We start from the raw sequence: 17559 nt of genomic DNA on the forward strand, positions 1-17559 counted from the left end.
AACTATGGCAACTCTGACGCATCATGAAAGCGCCACGGCTGAACACCTGGAGCTTTCCGCGAAAACTCGCAGGACGTTTATCACAATTATTGTTGCTGGAGTAATTCTGCTGGTAATTGGGTTAATTTTAGCTGCTACAGGTTTTGGGGCTGAACACCACGCTGCTGAGCATGGTACTGGTATGGGGGCTTCGGCTCACCACGAAGAAGGAAGTCCTGTATGGCTCAAGAGGGTTTTCACTAGCCTTTGGCTAAATAATGTCTATTTCATAGGTATCTCAGTGATTGGTACCTTCTTCGTGGCTTTGCAATACGTTGCATATGCAGGGTGGTCAGTACTAATCAAAAGGGTAAACGAGGCCTTAAGTGCATGGCTACTTCCTGGAGGAATCATAATGCTATTAGTTTTTCTAGTAGGCAAGCATGATATTTTCCATTGGACTCATGAAGGGCTTATGGATCCCAAGTCACCAAACTATGACGCTATTATAGCTGGCAAGAGTGGCTTCCTAAATCAGCCCTTTTACTTGATTAGGATGGTTCTATACGTTGCTATCTGGTGGTTTTTCTCAGAAAGGTTACGTAAGCTCTCTTTGGAAGAAGATCTAAATGGTGGTACTGCATATTTCCACAAGAGCATTAATGTTGCTGCTGTGTTCTTGGTTCTATTTGCAGTTTCATCGTCAATGTCAGCTTGGGACTGGGTGATGTCAATTGACACACACTGGTTTAGTACCATGTTTGGTTGGTATGTATTTGCTAGTTGGTGGGTTTCTGGGATCGCAGCTACCACGCTTATCGTAATATTCCTTAAGCAGGCTGGCTACATGCGTTTCGTAAACGCAAGCCATCTGCATGACTTAGGAAAATTCATGTTCGGCTTTAGCATTTTCTGGACTTACGTATGGTTTGCTCAATTCATGCTAATCTGGTATGCTAACTTGCCTGAAGAAGCTGTTTACTATAATCAACGTTTAGGGGGATTTAATGACCGTTACACGTGGATCTTCTTCTTCAACTTGATAATCAACTTTGCGTTCCCCTTCCTAGTACTGATGACACGTGATGCCAAGCGTCAGATGATCATGTTGAAGATCGTGAGCATTGCAATTCTTATTGGCCATTGGTTTGATTTTTATTTGATGATCATGCCAGCAACTTTAAAGGGCGACAATGGGTTTGTAATTGAGATTGGTGTGGCTATGGTGTTCCTCGGTAGTTTTCTATTGTTGGTAACTAAACGGCTTTCTCAAGCTTCACTAGTGCCAGTACATCACCCGTTCTTAGACGAGAGTGTACATCATACCACATAACCTAGACTTGAGTATCGCTGGGTGAGAAGACAATTCGGTGATGCCTTCTCACTCTAAGCGTCCCAGTTTCTCACTTCTATAGTTCAATACATTCTCATGACTGCTCTCAGTATTTTTCTGGTTTTGGTGTTGCTGTTAGTCGTGTTCGGCTTGCTGTTCCGCCTCCAGATATTAACATCCATCTTTTCGGGTAGCTTTACTCGTGATATCGGCTTCAGTAACCGCGCCAATGCTATCCTCATGATTGTTTTCATGGTGGTAGGCGGGGCAGCTTTTACGTGGTCTTTCATAGACAACTACGACAAAATGAACCCGCCAATTGCCTCCATTCATGGGCATGCTTTGGAGCGGATGTTCTGGACTACAATGATCATTTTGGGTATTGCATTTGCTATTACCCAAGTAATGCTCTTTGTCTTTTCTTACAAGTACCAGCACAAGGATAACCGACGTGCCTTCTTCTTTTCTCATAACAATAAGATTGAGGTAATTTGGACTTTGATACCTGCTATTGTTATGGCAAGCCTAGTCTTTGCTGGTTGGAAACAGTGGACTAAAATAACTGGTCCAGCGCCTAAAGATGCTGTTGTGCTAGAGGTCATGGGTAAGCAATTTAACTGGCTTGTTCGTTATCCTGGTCGTGACCAAAAGCTTGGTGTTGTTAACTATCGCTTGATAGATGCAACAAATGAATTTGGGTTTGATCTTAATGACAAGAATGGTTTAGACGATTTCACAGCTGGTGAAATCCACGTTCCCAAGGGCCATCCAGTGTTATTACGTATTCGTTCCAGAGACGTCTTGCACGCTGTTTACATGCCTCATTTTAGAGTGCAGATGTATGCAGTTCCTGGTATGCCGACAAAGTTTTGGTTTACCCCTACGAAAACGACTGATGAGATGCGTGCTCAACTCGGAAACCCCGATTTTAAATATGAGCTAGCTTGCAATCAGATATGTGGTCGTGGTCACTTCGCAATGAAGTTAAATATTGTTGTTGATGAGCCAGATGATTACGTAGCATGGTATGCGCAACAGAAGTCCTTTGCTGAGCAAAACCCTGATATATTGGCTAGCTTCAAAGAGAAATCTGACAAGCTAGTAACAAAAGAAGCGGCTGCCGTTTTGACGACTGCTCCTAAAGCTTCTCTCTAATTTTAGTTAACTAATCGCACGCTATGGCTGCTAATCTTCCTGTTCACTCACAAGTGCAAGGTGATATCGGTGCCACTGAGCCCCGGATCGAGCACGATGAGCATTTGCACCATGATGAGCATCATGAGCAAAGTTTTTTAACCAAATACGTATTCAGCACCGATCATAAGATTATTGCCAAGCAATTCCTAATTACAGGAATATTTTGGGCGATAATTGGTGGAGCTTTGTCTAGTTTGTTTCGTATCCAACTTGGTTGGCCAGAAGCAACTATGGATTGGTTGCAGCCAATCCTTGGCAAATGGGTAGAGGGAGGCAAACTTAATCCCGAGTTTTACTTGGCTTTAGTAACTATGCACGGCACCATTATGGTGTTCTTTGTGCTAACCGCTGGCTTGAGTGGCACTTTCTCTAACTTTTTGATTCCATTACAAGTCGGTGCCCGTGATATGGCATCTGGCTTTATGAACATGCTATCATACTGGTTCTTCTTTGTATCAGGCTTGATCATGTTTACGTCCTTGTTCCTCGAAACAGGACCTGCTGCAGCTGGATGGACAATCTACCCTCCACTCAGCGCATTGCCACAGGCAATTCCTGGTTCAGGCGCAGGTATGACGATGTGGTTGGTGAGCATGGCTTTGTTTATTATCTCCCAGCTACTTGGAGGGGTGAATTACATTACCACAGTTATCAACTTACGCACCCGTGGCATGAGTATGAGCAAGCTGCCACTAACTATCTGGGCATTCTTCTTGACCGCGGTACTTGGTCTACTTTCATTCCCAGTTCTGTTTTCAGCGGCTTTGCTTTTGATCTTTGACCGTAGCTTCGGTACTAGCTTCTTTTTGTCAGATATTTACATTGCAGGTCAGGCTTTAAACAACACAGGTGGTTCACCTATCTTGTTTCAACACTTGTTCTGGTTCCTAGGACACCCAGAAGTATACATCGTAATCATGCCAGCTATGGGCATGGTATCTGAGATCTTAGCAACGAACGCTCGTAAGCCTATTTTTGGCTACCGTGCAATGATCGGCTCGCTATTAGGTATATCAGTTCTTGCGTTTGTTGTGTGGGCGCACCATATGTTTGTGACAGGCATGAACCCCTTTTTAGGTTCAGTTTTCATGTTCCTTACACTCATCATTGCGGTTCCCTCTGGAGTAAAAGTGTTCAACTGGCTCGCTACTTTGTGGCGTGGTAATATTCGCTTCACATCCGCCATGCTATTCTCTATTGGCTTTGTGTCGTTGTTCATTGCAGGGGGGTTGACAGGTATCGTACTTGGTAACGCCGCTTTGGATATTCAAATGCACAACACTTACTTTGTGGTAGCACACTTCCACTTAGTGATGGGCAGTTCGGCTTTCTTTGGTTTGTTTGCCGGTGTATATCACTGGTTCCCAAAGATGTTCGGCCGCATGATGGATGAAAAGCTAGGTTATATACACTTCTGGCTTACCTTCATCGGTGTGTATCTAGTGTTCATGCCGATGCACTATGTTGGTATTGCTGGCTTTCCACGTCGGTATTATGCTTGGACTGGTTTCGATTCATTCAGCCAATTCGCTGACTTAAATAAGTTCATATCAGCAGCAGCTATATTTGCTTTCGTTGGTCAGTTTGTGTTCATCTTTAACTTCTTCTATAGCATCTTCCGAGGTCGTCGTGCTACTGAGAATCCTTGGCGGTCGAGTACGCTTGAATGGACTACCCCGGTTATCCCTGGACACGGGAACTGGCCTGGAGCTATTCCTGCAGTTTATCGGTGGCCATATGATTACAGTAAGCCAGGAGCAACTGATGATTTCATTCCGCAGAACGTACCTTTCTCGGAAACAAAGTCTTCTAACATGCCTAATGAGCGTGAGCAAGATTAGGATTGCTTTATAGAGTACAAACGAAACGGGCTCCTGTATTACAGGAGCCCGTTTCGTTTGTAAAGAATATGGCTTTTTACTCACAAGTAATGAGCAAAATCTTCTGCATTTATGTTCTTCAAGTAAATACGTGTCTACCATATGAATGTCGCAGTTCCTGCTTTTGCACGACGTTTTCGGTTAATGGGATTACTTACTGTTGCCGCAGTCTATTTACTGATTTTAGTGGGTGGAATTGTGCGCAGTACAGGCTCTGGTATGGGATGCCCTGATTGGCCTAAATGTTTTGGAATGTGGATACCCCCTACTGATATTCAGCAGCTTCCAAGTAACTATAAAGAGGTTTACACGGCTCAGCGTGTTGCGAAAAATAAGAAGCTCGCTCTCACATTAGAACGATTAGGATTTAAACAAGTGGCGGGGAGTATTTTCGCTCATCCTACCCAATATATAGAGACAGACTTTAATGCTACCAAAACGTGGATTGAATATGTAAACCGACTATTAGGAGCTGTTATAGGCATTCTTATTTTTTTGACTGTCTTGTTTGCTGTACCTTATTGGAAGAAAGATCGTGTTGTTTTCTGGCTTGCTTTCTGGTCTTGGATTCTTACAGGTGTTCAAGGTTGGTTGGGGTCTTTGGTAGTATCTACCAATTTATTGCCCATCATGGTAACCATTCATATGGGCCTAGCTTTGGTAATTGTAGGGTTGCTCATTTACGCTGTAGATCGTTCTCAAAAGGAGTTTAGAGAGGTAAGCAAAGTGGTTACGTCATCAAAGCTAACCTTTTGGCTGTGGCTGACTATTCTGCTTACGTTTGTGCAAATAGTAATCGGTACACAAGTGAGAGAGCAGGTAGATGTAGTAGCATTTGCTGAAGCATATAGTAGGCGAGCAGAATGGGTCAATCAGCTAGGCTCAGTATTTCATTTACATCGCACTTTTTCCATCTTTCTGTTGATAGCAAACCTGTATGTCGCGTACCGACTCTTACAGTTGCACTCGAAGCGTCTACAACAATTGGCTGTTAGTATAATTGCTTTAGTAGGAATAGAGATGGTAGCTGGTATGACCTTAGCTTCATTTGCTTTGCCTGCAGCTGTACAACCTGTTCACCTCACCATTGCCACGATACTGTTTGGCGTTCAGTTTCTGACCGCTGTTTTACATCATCGGATTACGAAATTGACGTCACAAGCCACTTATCCCAGGGTTGTTGCGTAAATTTGCACCCCTATTTACTCTCTACTTGAGAGTTTTGCCACTTGATTAATGACAAAAGCCAAGGCTTATTTTCAGCTACTAAAGTTTCGACTAGCTTTAACGGTAGCCTTTTCCAGTGCTATTGGCTATCTACTAGGAGCAAGGGAATTAAACTGGGGACTAGCTATGCTAGTATTGCTCGGGGGGTTAGCTGTAACAGGTTCTGCCAATACGATCAACCAGATTCATGAAGTAGAGTTGGACAAGTTGATGAAGCGCACGGCTAAGCGCCCTTTGCCAAAAGGCATACTAAGTGTGACGGAAGCCTGGGTGTTTGCTATACTAGTGGGATGTTTAGGGCTTTTTATCCTAGCTCATTTCTTTAACCCACTCACGGCTGCACTCTCACTCTTGTCTTTGATTTTGTATGGCTTCATTTACACGCCACTTAAGACAATTTCTCCAGTGTGCGTAGCGGTAGGAGCTATACCAGGTGGCATGCCTCCTCTGCTAGGTTGGGTAGCAGCTACTGGCGTTTTAGGAGTGGAAGCTTGGGTGCTGTTTGGAATTCAATTTATGTGGCAATTCCCGCACTTTTGGGCTATTGCTTGGGTTTTAGATGAAGACTATAAGAAGGCTGGATTTAAGATGCTGCCAACCCCTGGAGGCAAAGATTTGCGGACAGCTTTCCAGATAATGACTTACACGCTGCTTTTGATTCCTTTGAGTCTTCTACCATTGGAGCTAGGCATGACTGGAAAAACTTCGGCGCTTATTGCAGTAGTGTGCGGCGTATTGTTTTTAACACAGACCTTTTACTTGATGAGAACTTGCTCCAAGAAAGCAGCAATGAACATCATGTTTGGCTCATTCCTGTACCTGCCAATTGTTCAAATTGCGTTGGTGTTTGATAAATTGTAATAACACGTTGCTTTATGCATTCTTCTGAAACGCTTATCGATAAGGAACCGGGTACTGGTGTGCATCCATTGCGTATGCTACTAATCCTGATAATTGTGAGCATCATTATGATGTTTGCAGCTTTCACTAGCGGCTATATTGTACGTCGCGAGGAGGGCAACTGGCTTGAGTTCGATTTGCCTAGCGGCTTATTGATTAACACATTGGTGATAGCGTTAAGCTCCATTACGATGCAATGGGCATGGTTTGCGGCACGCAAAGACAATGTACGCCAAGTACAGATTGGCATGTTGAGTACGTTCGCTCTAGGTATATATTTTCTTCTAGGACAGTGGAACGTATGGGGGGATTTGGTGGCACACAAAGTTTACTTTGGTGGTACTGATTCAAATCCGTCAGGATCATTCACGTATGTATTAATGGGAGTTCACGCTTTTCACTTGGTTACAGGGCTTGTGTTTCTCTTGATAACCCTTGGACGTAGCTTACAGTACAAAGTACATTCGCGGCAGATGCTGACGATATCTAATTGCACAATCTATTGGCACTTCTTAGGTGGGCTTTGGTTGTACTTGTATTTGTTCCTACTTTTGAACCACTGATTTCGTATTTACCCGCACGCTATGTCTACCACTTCCTCGACGCAGACTCTATCTCCGTCCGCCACTCTTGAAAAGCCGCGTACCGGTACTTGGGATGGGGGCAACGAACCATTCAAAGCGAGCTATGGCAAGCTGATGATGTGGTTTTTTCTGCTGTCGGATGCCTTCACGTTCGCAGCCTTTCTCACGGCTTATGGCCTAATTCGTCATCGGCATCTAGCCTATGTCGGCAATGCAAAAGAGTTTGTTTTCTCCACTGCATATTGGCCTATTCCAGAAAAAGTATTTAACGCTTTTCCAGGCTTTCACGGCGTAGACTTGCCTCTAGCTTTCGTGGCGTTAATGACGATGATTCTTATCTTCAGCTCCGTCACGATGGTATTGGCAGTTGAAGCGGGCCAGCGGATGGATAAAGCTGATGTACAGAAATGGTTGCTTTGGACTATTCTGTTTGGTGCTACTTTCGTAAGCTGCCAAGCATTAGAGTGGTCTCACTTTATTGAGGGTACTGAAGCAGGGACCAAAATGGCTGATGGCTCTATTTTTCATGGCGCTAACCTAGCTATGAATCAATATGGCCCGCCTTTGTTCGGCGACCTGTTTTTCTTTATTACCGGTTTCCATGGTACGCACGTGTTTAGCGGGCTATGCTTGCTAACGTGGTCTTTCATCGCTACCACCAATGGTACTTTTGAGAAACGTGGGCACTATGAAATGGTTGAGAAGATTGGCTTGTACTGGCACTTTGTAGACCTCGTGTGGGTGTTCGTATTTACCTTTTTCTACCTGGTGTAAGGAGTTTTGCTGACAGAGTAGCTCTCGTGAGCTATCACTCAAGATTCAACATTATAAATTTAGAATTTCATGGCTCACCACGCAGCAAATAGTCCGGTTCAAGTTGGCGAAATTCCAAAGCCTAACACAGGTTGGATCTGGAAAACCTTTTTCATTCTAGTCGCTATCACAGCTGTTGAGTTTCTTCTAGCTTTCACAATGCCAGCTGGAACGTTTCGCAATAGTATCTTTATTGTAATGACTATTTTGAAGGCTTTCTTCATCGTAGCTGAATTTATGCACTTAAAGCACGAGACAAAGGCGCTGATCTGGACTATTTTAGTTCCAATGGCATTGCTAGTATGGCTGCTTGTTGCCCTCGTGTCTGAAGGATCTTCTATCGGAGAATCTGTCTTCAACGCTTTTAAATAAGTAATGAGGCCCAAGCAAACCCTGTTACTGGGCCTCCTCTTGTTAGTACCAGTGCTAGGTTTTCTATTTCTAGCAACGTTTGGTACCAATCGTTACGCGCTGCCAACTTACCTTCCTGACCATGTTGATTCAACGTTGGTAGGAGGGAAGTGGCAGCGCGATACTGTTTACCACCAGTTAGGCGATTTTAATCTACATTCTCAATCGGGTAGAGTTATAAGTCAAAAAGACCTAGCTGGAGGTGTGTATGTAGCGAGTTTCTTTTACACAAAATGTGTTGGTGCTTGCCCCCAAGTGAGCAGTCAGCTAACTAGAGTACAGGAGCAGTTTCGACATGAACCGAGGGTGAAGCTCGTTTCTTACAGTGTCGATGCTGAACATGATTCGGTAGCAGCTTTGGCTAGCTACGCAGAGCGTTACGGAGCAACTGCTGGAAAATGGTTTTTCCTTACGGGAAGCAAGCCACAAGTATACCGCTTGATTACTCAAGATTATCATTTGCCCGAACCAACCGGCGTCTCGCCTGGTTTAGAACATAGCCAGCAGTTGTTTCTGGTAGACCGTGATAAGCGAGTACGTGGTATTTACGACGGTACCAAACAGAAGGAAGTAGATCGTCTTATCACTGAAATAGGCGTCTTATTGTATACCTATGACCACGACAATGCAGCCCGCCATTGAGCCAGGCAGCTACACAAAGTATAAAATCATTCTAGGAGCACTAGCTGCTATTGTTCCTCTCTTAGTAGCTGTGCTTTACTACTTTCCTGAGACCTTTCGGGTGCCAGGTGCGCAGGTGAAGTTCCTACCAGCATTAAATGCCATTCTTAATTCACTAACAGCAGTTTGCCTTGTGATTGGCTACTACTTTATAAGGCGTAAGCAGATAACGCAGCATCGCCTTATGATGAGTATTGCCTTCTTGCTAGGGTCATTGTTCTTGGTCTCCTATGTTGTTTACCATTCGCAAGTAGCTTCCACGCACTTCGGAGGGGAAGGAACTGTGCGCTACATATATTTTCTGTTACTGCTTACTCATATTTCACTAGCGGTCGTCACAGTAGGCCTAGTGTTGTTTACGCTTTATTTTGCTCTTACTCAACAATTTACTAAGCATCGTAAGATTGCACGCTGGACCTTTCCGGTCTGGCTGTACGTTTCAGTTACAGGAGTCATCGTTTACTTCATGATTTCTCCGTACTACACCTAGGTGAAGCACATTCTAGGAAGACACTGCCAAAATTGTAAATTCAAATGAAAAGATCATTTTTTGCCGGGTTACTGGTAATGCTATTAGGATCATTATTGAGCCTAATGCCACTTACAACACATGCGCAGTGCTCCTTGTGTAGCAGCCAAGTTGAATCAGCACGCACTGAAAAAGATGCCCAGGATTTTTCCGGTCTTAACACTGGGATTTTATACCTGATGACCATTCCCTATTTGTTGGTTGGAGCTGTTGGGTTCTTTTGGTACAGGCACTCGCAGCAGCGTAAATAGCTGTTGTTGTTAGTCTTCTATTAGATTACCTAATAGATAGCAGATTCCGAAATGGAGCTAGGAAATGCCGCCGAATGGCGGCATTTTTGTTGTTACTCGTTTGTTAACGTGCCATTTGGCCTTTATCATCAACTTATTTTAGCTCGTTTGATATACTCGCGCTCCTCTCCCTTGGTGTTGTTGTTGGCTGCGGCGCTTTGTTTTTTGGGAGCGTATCTAAGCAATCATTATGGACAGGGAAGTGGCGTGCTGCTTCGCACCGATGCCACTCGTCTTCAAACCTTGGTCACGGAGGCCGAACTTACTGCAGATCGCGATGCCGGCGAAGTAGCCGATCGGTTGCAGAAAGGGCAGTTAGATTTTAGCTGGTTTGTGGGGCGCACAACGTACCACTGCTTCATTTTCCGGGGCGAGCGGCTCTTATATTGGTCAGACCATACGACCATGCCAGAGCCTGAGATTGCGACTCAGAACTTCCGGGAAAGACTCATCGACACTAAGTTTGGTCACTTTTTGGCGTTGCGTCGACTGGCTGGTGCCTACACCATTCTAACCTATGTGCCTTTGGAGCGGCACTATGGTATTAGCAACCGCTACTTACGTGAAGGTGCCGAACGCGCGTTATTCCGAGGGCTCAATGTTCAATTAGTTGCTAATTCGGCCAAGAGGAATTTGCCGCGCTTGTACTCTTCTACGGGTGCGTACTTGTTTTCCTTGGAAAGCTTGCAGCCTAATCCCGTTACAGGCAAGTATTTACCCTTAGCGCTGCTCTTACTTGGCTTTGGTTTGTACTTGAACGGATGGGTACGGCTATCGCAACAACAGTTTATGCAGGGGAAAACTTTGCTCGGTGCTGTTACAGTGGTGTTTCCATTAGCTGCCTTTAGAGCAGCCTTACTTTATTTTGGGTTACCATTCTCCTTCATAGAAGTCCGCATCTTCGACCCAAAGGTATACGCTGCTTCCTGGTTATCTCCTTCTCTGGGAGATTTATTGATCAATGCGCTCCTACTCTTACTGGTCGCTTATTACACGTTCTTTCTTTTTCGCCACTATGGCCTAGCAAACCGGGTACAGCGTATCCATAAAACGGCATCCCGTCTTACTATCGCCTCTTGTGCCGTTGTCCTATTTTTTGGCCTATTAGAGTTGTTATTTGATTTTTACGCTAACAGCTTCAATAATTCGCAATTAGTATTAGATGTTACCCAGAACATCCAAGTATCTGGGTTCAAGTTGCTCCTCTGTTTAGCTATCGTATTACACACCACCGGCTATCTGATTGGCTTCTATTTGTTGTCGCAAGTGTTTTTAGCGGCAGTCCGACCAGTCACTCGTGTGCTAGGTCTAATGCTGCTAGCAATTTGCGGATTGTGCTTCTTGCCTCTTGGCTTAGTGCTGTCAAAAGTCCATTTCATTCTGCTCGGACTTACACTAATTTTCTTCTGGGTAGTGCGCTTTACTGGCTTAAGGCGAGTAGGGACAATTGTGTCGTATCAGATCTACCTCTTTGCTTTCTTGATGCTCAGCGTTAGTTCTATTGTAGGAGCTTTGGCCCTATACGAGCGTTTCGATCGTCAATTGGTATCAAGTAAGAAGAAGATAGCGGGTAATATGCTTGTCGATAATGACTTGCAAGGCGAATACATGCTAGGTGTTCGTACACGTGAGATTGCCGCCGACCCGCTAATCAGTTCTATGATGGCTAGCATCTTCACAAATCCAGAGCTAGTACGACAGCGAATAGTGAAGTATTACTTGCGTGGCTATTTCGACAAATACGAAATTATAGTAACGCTTTTTGATGCAGCTGGTCGGCCGATTCGAGGAGAGGCAAACACCACTACGCTACCGCAACTACGGAAGCTCTTACTACGCGCCGCAGATAGTACTGATCAAGAAAATTTGTACTTGATTCGGGGGGCTAATTCGTTTAGTACGAGGCGGTATGTGGCATTCGTGCCAGTTCCCACACCAGCAGGAGGGACGGGTACAATCCTGCTAGAGCTTTCCTTGAAGAAGCTGACGGCATACAGCGTAGTTCCAGAATTGCTAGTAGATCAAAAGTTCTTCCAGCCGGGGCTAGGTCCCGATTTAAGCTATGCTGGCTACGAAAACGGTCATTTAGTATATAGTGAAGGGGATTTCGATTACGCCAATCGGCTTTCCTTGCAACAGCTACGGAATCCTCGGTTGTACGATCCGGGGCTTTCCATCCGGGGCTTTCATCACTTAGCAATCGGCGGCCCGCAGGATCGGACGGTTGTGGTAACGACAGCGACATACTCCTTCGGCGATTGGCTAGCAAACTTTTCCTTCCTGTTTCTACTACATGCTTTCTTCTTTTTGCTCTGCACTGCCTTTTACATGGTCGTGGAAGGGCGTTATATAGATGTGTTTCGGGCCAACTTTAGCACGAAAATTCAACTGTTTTTGAACCTAGGCATAGTAGTACCGCTACTAATTGTAAGTATTGCGACAGCTAGCCAAGTCACTAATTCCTATAAACGAGATTTGCGGCGCACCTACGAACGGCGGGGTAGAACGGTACAGGAGAATTTGTTAAAGAACCGGGCCTTACTTGCCGACTCAGCTAGTCGTACGGCGCTGATTGAGCTAGCCGACAACGTATCGAACCTAACGGAAACCGACCTTAATCTTTACGACGCCCACGGACAGCTGCAAGTCAGTAGCCAGCCGCTAATTTTTGAGTCTGGCGTATTAAGCCAATTGATGAACCCGCAAGCTGTGGCTGCTTTAGCAGAACAAGGTCAGCCGCGGGTGTTATTGACAGAACGCGCCGGTTCTTTGTCATTTAATGCCTTGTATTTACCCTTGCGAGCTACTGCTCAAGCAGGACATCCTGGCACAGTAATCGGATACGTCGGCATTCCTTTCTTCGATTCGGAGAAGGACCTCGATAACAAGCTTATTGAGCTGATTAGCACCATTCTAAACATCTTCACTGTGATGTTTATCTTGTTCTTGGTGCTCACATTCCTCGCTTCTCGCTTGCTCACCGAACCGCTTAAGCTACTTACCGAGAAGCTTAAGCAAACAACCTTGACGGGACAAAACGAAATGCTAGCTTACGACGCCTCCGACGAAATCGGGCTACTGGTGCGTGAATACAATGAGATGCTGCTGAAGCTAGAAGACAGCAAGCAGGAGCTAGCAACGCAAGAAAAGGAGGCTGCCTGGCGCGAAATGGCCCGCCAAGTAGCGCATGAGATTAAGAACCCGCTTACGCCGATGAAGCTCTCTTTGCAATTTCTACAGAAAGCCATAGCAGAGCGGCGGCCCAATACGGAGGAACTAATTAGTAAGATTTCGCAGACGCTGATTACGCAAGTGGATGTGCTCAGCGACATTGCTACTTCGTTTTCGACCTTTACCAACCTGCCAGCCATGCGCCCTGAGCGGCTCGATGTGGCACCTATTCTGCGGCGTTGTGTGAGCTTACACCAAGGGGGGGCAGGTGCAGGCGGCATCCAACTTCGCTTGCCAGCCGATGCAGCGGAAGGTAGCTACGTCGTTTTTGCTGACGAAAATCTGTTGGTTCGCACGTTCAACAATTTACTTATTAATGCGCTACAAGCAGTACCAGCGGGCCGTAAGCCTATCATTGAGGCTAGCATGGAGCGAGTAGAAGCGAGCCGCGTAAAGATCTGTATCAAAGACAACGGTATGGGTATCCCAGAAGCCGTACGGGATAAAGTGTTTGTGCCCAACTTTACGACCAAAGTTTCGGGTTCTGGCATTGGGTTGGCCGTTGCTCGGCGTGGGATTGAGAGTGCTGGTGGTAGCATCTGGTTCGAGACGCAGGAGGGAGTCGGTACCCTGTTCTTTATTGAGCTACCATTAGCTCCGGAATAATAATTGCGAGAGAGGAAGTTGGTGATATATAGCAAGTTAGTAATAAACAAGCTGTGTGCTGAGAACAAGCTGTTGAGCCTAGCTTTGCAATAGAGCACCACTCAGAAACGTACTGTGTGCAAGAAATAAGCAGCGCCCAGCAGCGTTTACTAATCATCCTTTCATTATCTATCCCTGCAGCATTTGATGACAGCTTCTACGCGGCGTATTTTTCCGATAGGGAGTTGTTTACTGCTACTATTACTGCTAGCTAGCGGAGCTGTGGCTCAGCAGCTGCCCGGTCTGTCGTCGCGACGAAGTCGGTGGGTGCAGCTGCCGGCGGGGCAGGATACCGTAACGTTTTCACTAACGGATACCCTGACTGTGGTGCCGTCATCTGTTTCGATCAATGGTCGTGCTGTGCGCTACGATTCGCGAACGGAAACGTACCGCATTGGACGCAAGCCTAGTGCTACGGTAGCACCTACCGACAGTTTGGCCCCTAGGTCGGGGGCAGATTCGGTATTGGTAAGTTACCGCGTATTGCCTATGCGTCTGTCGGCGCCGCACTATCGCCGGCCACGTAGCCTGATTGATACCCTAGGTTTTCCTAGGCGATTCGTCAGCTACGAGGATTTTGCGGTGAAAGAACAGATTCTGAGTACGCCGGGCATCAACAAAACTGGTAATTTGTCACGGGGTGTTTCGTTTGGTAACGCACAAAATGTATTTGTTAACTCTTCACTGAACCTACAGCTCGAAGGGAAGCTCACGGATCAGATCAATCTGACGGCGGCTATTTCCGATCAAAATGTGCCCTTTCAGCCCGAGGGTAACACCCAGCAACTCCAGGAGTTTGATCGTATCTACGTTACCCTAACGCATCCACGCTGGAACCTGACAGCTGGCGATGTCGTGCTACGCAACAAGCCTGACTATTTCCTGCGCTTCTACAAGAACGTGCAGGGCGCAGCTGTCGAGACAAATTTCACCCAAGGGCCAGGTCGGCGCAGCACCACAACGATAGCTGGTGGAGTAGCCAAAGGAAAGTTTGCGTCGATTGATTTAGCGCCTATCGAAAACGTGCAGGGCCCGTACCGCCTGCGGGGCCCCAATGGTGAACAATTTATTGTGGTACTGGCTAACTCAGAACGCGTGTACCTCGATGGTCAGTTAATGACGCGAGGGTTCGATTTTGATTACACAATCGACTATAACCAGTCGGAAATAACATTTACGCCAAAGCATCTGATTACGCGCAACTCGCGCCTTAAGGTTGACTTCGAGTATTCTGATTTCAATTATTCTCGCTCGCTTGTTCACCTAAATCATTACCAACAGCTAGGTCGGTTGAGCGTGCATGCCAACTATTACCGCGAGGCTGATAATCCCGACAATTCGCCTAACCTCACCCTGACCCCTGACGAGAAGCAGTTGCTGCGCAACGCGGGTGACCAGGTTAGCCAAGCAGCTGATACGAGCGTGGTAGCCGCAACTTTCAATCGACAACAGGTGCAGTACTATCGTGAATTCCGCCTAGTAGCCGGGCAGCGTGTGCCCGTGTACATCTTCGCGAGAGATTCTTCGCGAACGGTGTACAATGTCCGCTTCACGGAAGTAGCGCAAGGACAGGGCAACTACCGGCTGAGCACGCAAAACGCAGGAGCTAATGGACGGGTGTTTGAATACGTAGAGCCTGCGGGTGGTATAGCACAAGGTAATTACCAAGCCGTGCGACTGTTGCCCACGCCGCTGCTGAAGCAAATGGTAAGCGTAGGAACTAGCTACCAGCTTGATTCAACGGCCAGCGTATTCGTTGACCTAGCTTCTTCGGAAATAGACGTGAACCGGTTTTCGGCGGCTTCAACGCCTGGGCGCGCTTTCCGGGTCGGGTATGCCGTGCAAGATCGGGCACTAAATCTGCCTATTCTGAAGCAGTATAAATTCCGCAGTACCCTCGACTACGAATACACCAGTCAGCAATTTGCCCCCATCGACCGCTACCGCGATATTGAGTTTGACCGTAACTGGAGTACTACTAGTACCGTGCAAGGCAATGGTTCTTACCGATCGCCGCGCGAGGACAATATTTTCAACTTTTCAGCGGGCCTAGTAAAAGACCCTACCAATACGTTTGCGTATCGTTTGAGTCGGCGTTACCGGGCTGGAGAGGTAAGCGGTGTCCAGCACTGGCTCGATGCGGCCCATCAGCTAGGTAATGCACAGTTTCGTGGGACCTTATTCGTGCTCAATTCGCAGGCCGGAAACCGGCGTTCCACTTGGGCGCGAGGAGAAGCGTCTGGGCGCTACGTGGGTGGGCCTATTGTACCTGGTTACGCCTACCGCTTCGACAAGAACCGAGTGGCACTGCCAAGTGGCGATTCACTGACCTCCGCCAACTATTTTGATGAACACGCCTTATTCATTCAAAGCCGGGACAGCGCCAAAACGCGGTTTCGGCTGGACTATACCTACCGCCGCGACCAAGCTCCCACTACGGAGCAAACGTCATTATACCTGCGGGGGCGTGCTCAAACCTGGCAAGGAACATTTGCGAGCCGGCTAGGCCGCAACCAAGATGTGAACTTGCTCTTCACTTACCGCGACCTAGCGGCCCGCGATAGCGCCCGCCAACGAACAGTACTCAGCAAGCTAGACTGGAACGCAAACCTATTTAATAATCTGCTACGCTCTGAGCTAAGCTACAGCGTAGCGACCGGGCGCGAGCTGAAGCGTGACTATTCCTTTTTGCCTGTGCCAGCTGGGCAAGGAACGCACTATTGGCAGGATACGAATGGCAATAAGCTGCAAGAGAAAGACGAGTTCTTTGAAGCGCAAACGACAGATGCACAGTACCGCACCTATATCAAAGTATACTTGCCCACTGATAACTACATCGTGGCCTTTACTAACCGCTTCAGCTATCGGTTGACCAGCAGTGCTCCTCGCAAGTGGCGCGACCAACCGGGCTTGCGCGGTTTCGCCGCACGCTTCTCAACGATTACCAGCGTGACGCTCGACCGGCGCACCATTGATCAAGATCTAGCTTCGCGTCTGAACCCCTTTGCCCTGCAAACGGAAGATTCATTATTGCTTTCCTTGAACAAGCTGATTCGGAATACCCTGTACTTCAATCGTTCAAATCCGATTTTTGGAGCAGAGTTCACGCTACAGCAAAACCAGCAGAAGACCCTGCTGACGAACGGCAATGAAGTGCGCAACTTAGCTAGTCAAAGTCTATTGGTGCGGCGCACCCTGGCGCAATCCTTTACAGGGCGAATCGTTACTACCCGCAGTGTGCGTGGTAACAGAGCTGATTACTCATCCACCAGTTTTCAATCAGCCCGTAATTTTCGACTCTTGATCTACGAACTGCAGCCTGAAATTAGCTATCAGCCTACGCCTACTTTGCGCTTCACAGGAACGTACTTGCATACCTCCAAGCAGAACACGTTCGAGAGTGAACAAGACACACGCGGTACTTTTGATGAGCTAGGTATTGAAACGAGGGTGAGCCAAGTGAGTAAGCGGACTCTTTCGGCAACCACCCGCTACGTACGCGTAGGTTTTCGTGGCGACCAAGCTTCCTTGGTAGGACTAGAAATCCTAAATGCATTACGCCCCGGCAACAATATGACGTGGAACTTAAATCTGGAACAGCGACTCAGCAATGGGCTGAACGTGTCCGTCGCATACGATGGCCGCAAAGCTAGCGGCGCAGCTATTGTGCATACCGGACGGATGCAGGTTTCAGTTTTATTTTAAAAAAGACGGCGAAGATGTATCCTAAGCTCTCTACTTTCGTATCAGGCCTAAATTGTTGATAGTATATTATTATATATATTTTTGCTTTTAACCGGATTATCCCTTAAACTTGTAATCTTAATACTTGATCTGAGTAAAGTTTAAAGCGTATATG

Annotated in this window: 12 protein-coding genes; all 12 read left to right on the top strand. The window is 46.6% G+C overall.

Features of this window, described 5'->3' with window-relative positions; translation table 11 throughout:
• Nucleotides 1–4: 4 nt before the first annotated feature.
• On the top strand, nucleotides 5–1312 hold the full coding sequence (locus BXP70_RS06075; protein ID WP_245849524.1) for a quinol:cytochrome C oxidoreductase: 1308 nt from the start codon (nucleotides 5–7) through the stop codon (nucleotides 1310–1312).
• Between the two features lie 96 nt (nucleotides 1313–1408).
• Nucleotides 1409–2467: a cytochrome c oxidase subunit II gene (locus BXP70_RS06080; protein WP_086593122.1), complete on the top strand. Its 1059-nt coding sequence runs from the start codon at nucleotides 1409–1411 to the stop codon at nucleotides 2465–2467.
• A 23-nt stretch (nucleotides 2468–2490) separates the two neighbouring features.
• A complete protein-coding gene (locus BXP70_RS06085) occupies nucleotides 2491–4350 on the top strand; it encodes a cytochrome c oxidase subunit I (RefSeq protein WP_086593123.1) in 1860 nt (619 codons plus the stop codon).
• Nucleotides 4351–4491: 141 nt separating this feature from the next.
• Nucleotides 4492–5577: a COX15/CtaA family protein gene (locus tag BXP70_RS06090; protein WP_086593124.1), complete on the top strand. Its 1086-nt coding sequence runs from the start codon at nucleotides 4492–4494 to the stop codon at nucleotides 5575–5577.
• 48 nt (nucleotides 5578–5625) lie between these two features.
• Nucleotides 5626–6477, top strand: a complete 852-nt coding sequence (gene cyoE, locus BXP70_RS06095) for a heme o synthase (RefSeq protein ID WP_086593125.1) — start codon at nucleotides 5626–5628, stop codon at nucleotides 6475–6477.
• Nucleotides 6478–6587: 110 nt separating this feature from the next.
• A complete protein-coding gene (locus BXP70_RS06100; RefSeq protein ID WP_317044457.1) occupies nucleotides 6588–7079 on the top strand; it encodes a cytochrome c oxidase subunit 3 in 492 nt (163 codons plus the stop codon).
• A 21-nt stretch (nucleotides 7080–7100) separates the two neighbouring features.
• Entirely contained in the window at nucleotides 7101–7874 is a 774-nt protein-coding gene (locus BXP70_RS06105; RefSeq protein WP_086593127.1) for a cytochrome c oxidase subunit 3, read from the top strand.
• A 69-nt stretch (nucleotides 7875–7943) separates the two neighbouring features.
• On the top strand, nucleotides 7944–8285 hold the full coding sequence (locus tag BXP70_RS06110; RefSeq protein ID WP_086593128.1) for a cytochrome C oxidase subunit IV family protein: 342 nt from the start codon (nucleotides 7944–7946) through the stop codon (nucleotides 8283–8285).
• Nucleotides 8286–8288: 3 nt separating this feature from the next.
• Nucleotides 8289–8966, top strand: a complete 678-nt coding sequence (locus BXP70_RS06115; protein WP_086593129.1) for an SCO family protein — start codon at nucleotides 8289–8291, stop codon at nucleotides 8964–8966.
• A complete protein-coding gene (locus BXP70_RS06120) occupies nucleotides 8950–9495 on the top strand; it encodes a DUF420 domain-containing protein (RefSeq protein WP_245849531.1) in 546 nt (181 codons plus the stop codon). The genes BXP70_RS06115 and BXP70_RS06120 overlap by 17 nt, the downstream gene beginning before the upstream one ends.
• Before the next feature lie 1904 nt (nucleotides 9496–11399).
• Nucleotides 11400–13661: a sensor histidine kinase gene (locus BXP70_RS29840; RefSeq protein WP_179197605.1), complete on the top strand. Its 2262-nt coding sequence runs from the start codon at nucleotides 11400–11402 to the stop codon at nucleotides 13659–13661.
• Between the two features lie 261 nt (nucleotides 13662–13922).
• Nucleotides 13923–17405, top strand: coding sequence for a hypothetical protein (locus tag BXP70_RS06135; protein ID WP_086593133.1), 3483 nt, complete (start codon nucleotides 13923–13925; stop codon nucleotides 17403–17405).
• Nucleotides 17406–17559 lie beyond the last annotated feature (154 nt).

This window comes from Hymenobacter crusticola, from assembly GCF_002154225.1.
In the GTDB taxonomy this organism is placed as follows: domain Bacteria; phylum Bacteroidota; class Bacteroidia; order Cytophagales; family Hymenobacteraceae; genus Hymenobacter; species Hymenobacter crusticola.

What these genes read in the sequence shown, in the direction of transcription:
- BXP70_RS06075 (WP_245849524.1), top strand. Translation starts at nt 5, where the DNA reads ATGGCAACTCTGACGCATCATGAAAGCGCCACGGCTGAACACCTGGAG.
- BXP70_RS06080 (WP_086593122.1), top strand. Translation starts at nt 1,409, where the DNA reads ATGACTGCTCTCAGTATTTTTCTGGTTTTGGTGTTGCTGTTAGTCGTG.
- BXP70_RS06085 (WP_086593123.1), top strand. Translation starts at nt 2,491, where the DNA reads ATGGCTGCTAATCTTCCTGTTCACTCACAAGTGCAAGGTGATATCGGT.
- BXP70_RS06090 (WP_086593124.1), top strand. Translation starts at nt 4,492, where the DNA reads ATGAATGTCGCAGTTCCTGCTTTTGCACGACGTTTTCGGTTAATGGGA.
- cyoE (WP_086593125.1), top strand. Translation starts at nt 5,626, where the DNA reads ATGACAAAAGCCAAGGCTTATTTTCAGCTACTAAAGTTTCGACTAGCT.
- BXP70_RS06100 (WP_317044457.1), top strand. Translation starts at nt 6,588, where the DNA reads ATGTTTGCAGCTTTCACTAGCGGCTATATTGTACGTCGCGAGGAGGGC.
- BXP70_RS06105 (WP_086593127.1), top strand. Translation starts at nt 7,101, where the DNA reads ATGTCTACCACTTCCTCGACGCAGACTCTATCTCCGTCCGCCACTCTT.
- BXP70_RS06110 (WP_086593128.1), top strand. Translation starts at nt 7,944, where the DNA reads ATGGCTCACCACGCAGCAAATAGTCCGGTTCAAGTTGGCGAAATTCCA.
- BXP70_RS06115 (WP_086593129.1), top strand. Translation starts at nt 8,289, where the DNA reads ATGAGGCCCAAGCAAACCCTGTTACTGGGCCTCCTCTTGTTAGTACCA.
- BXP70_RS06120 (WP_245849531.1), top strand. Translation starts at nt 8,950, where the DNA reads ATGCAGCCCGCCATTGAGCCAGGCAGCTACACAAAGTATAAAATCATT.
- BXP70_RS29840 (WP_179197605.1), top strand. Translation starts at nt 11,400, where the DNA reads ATGCTTGTCGATAATGACTTGCAAGGCGAATACATGCTAGGTGTTCGT.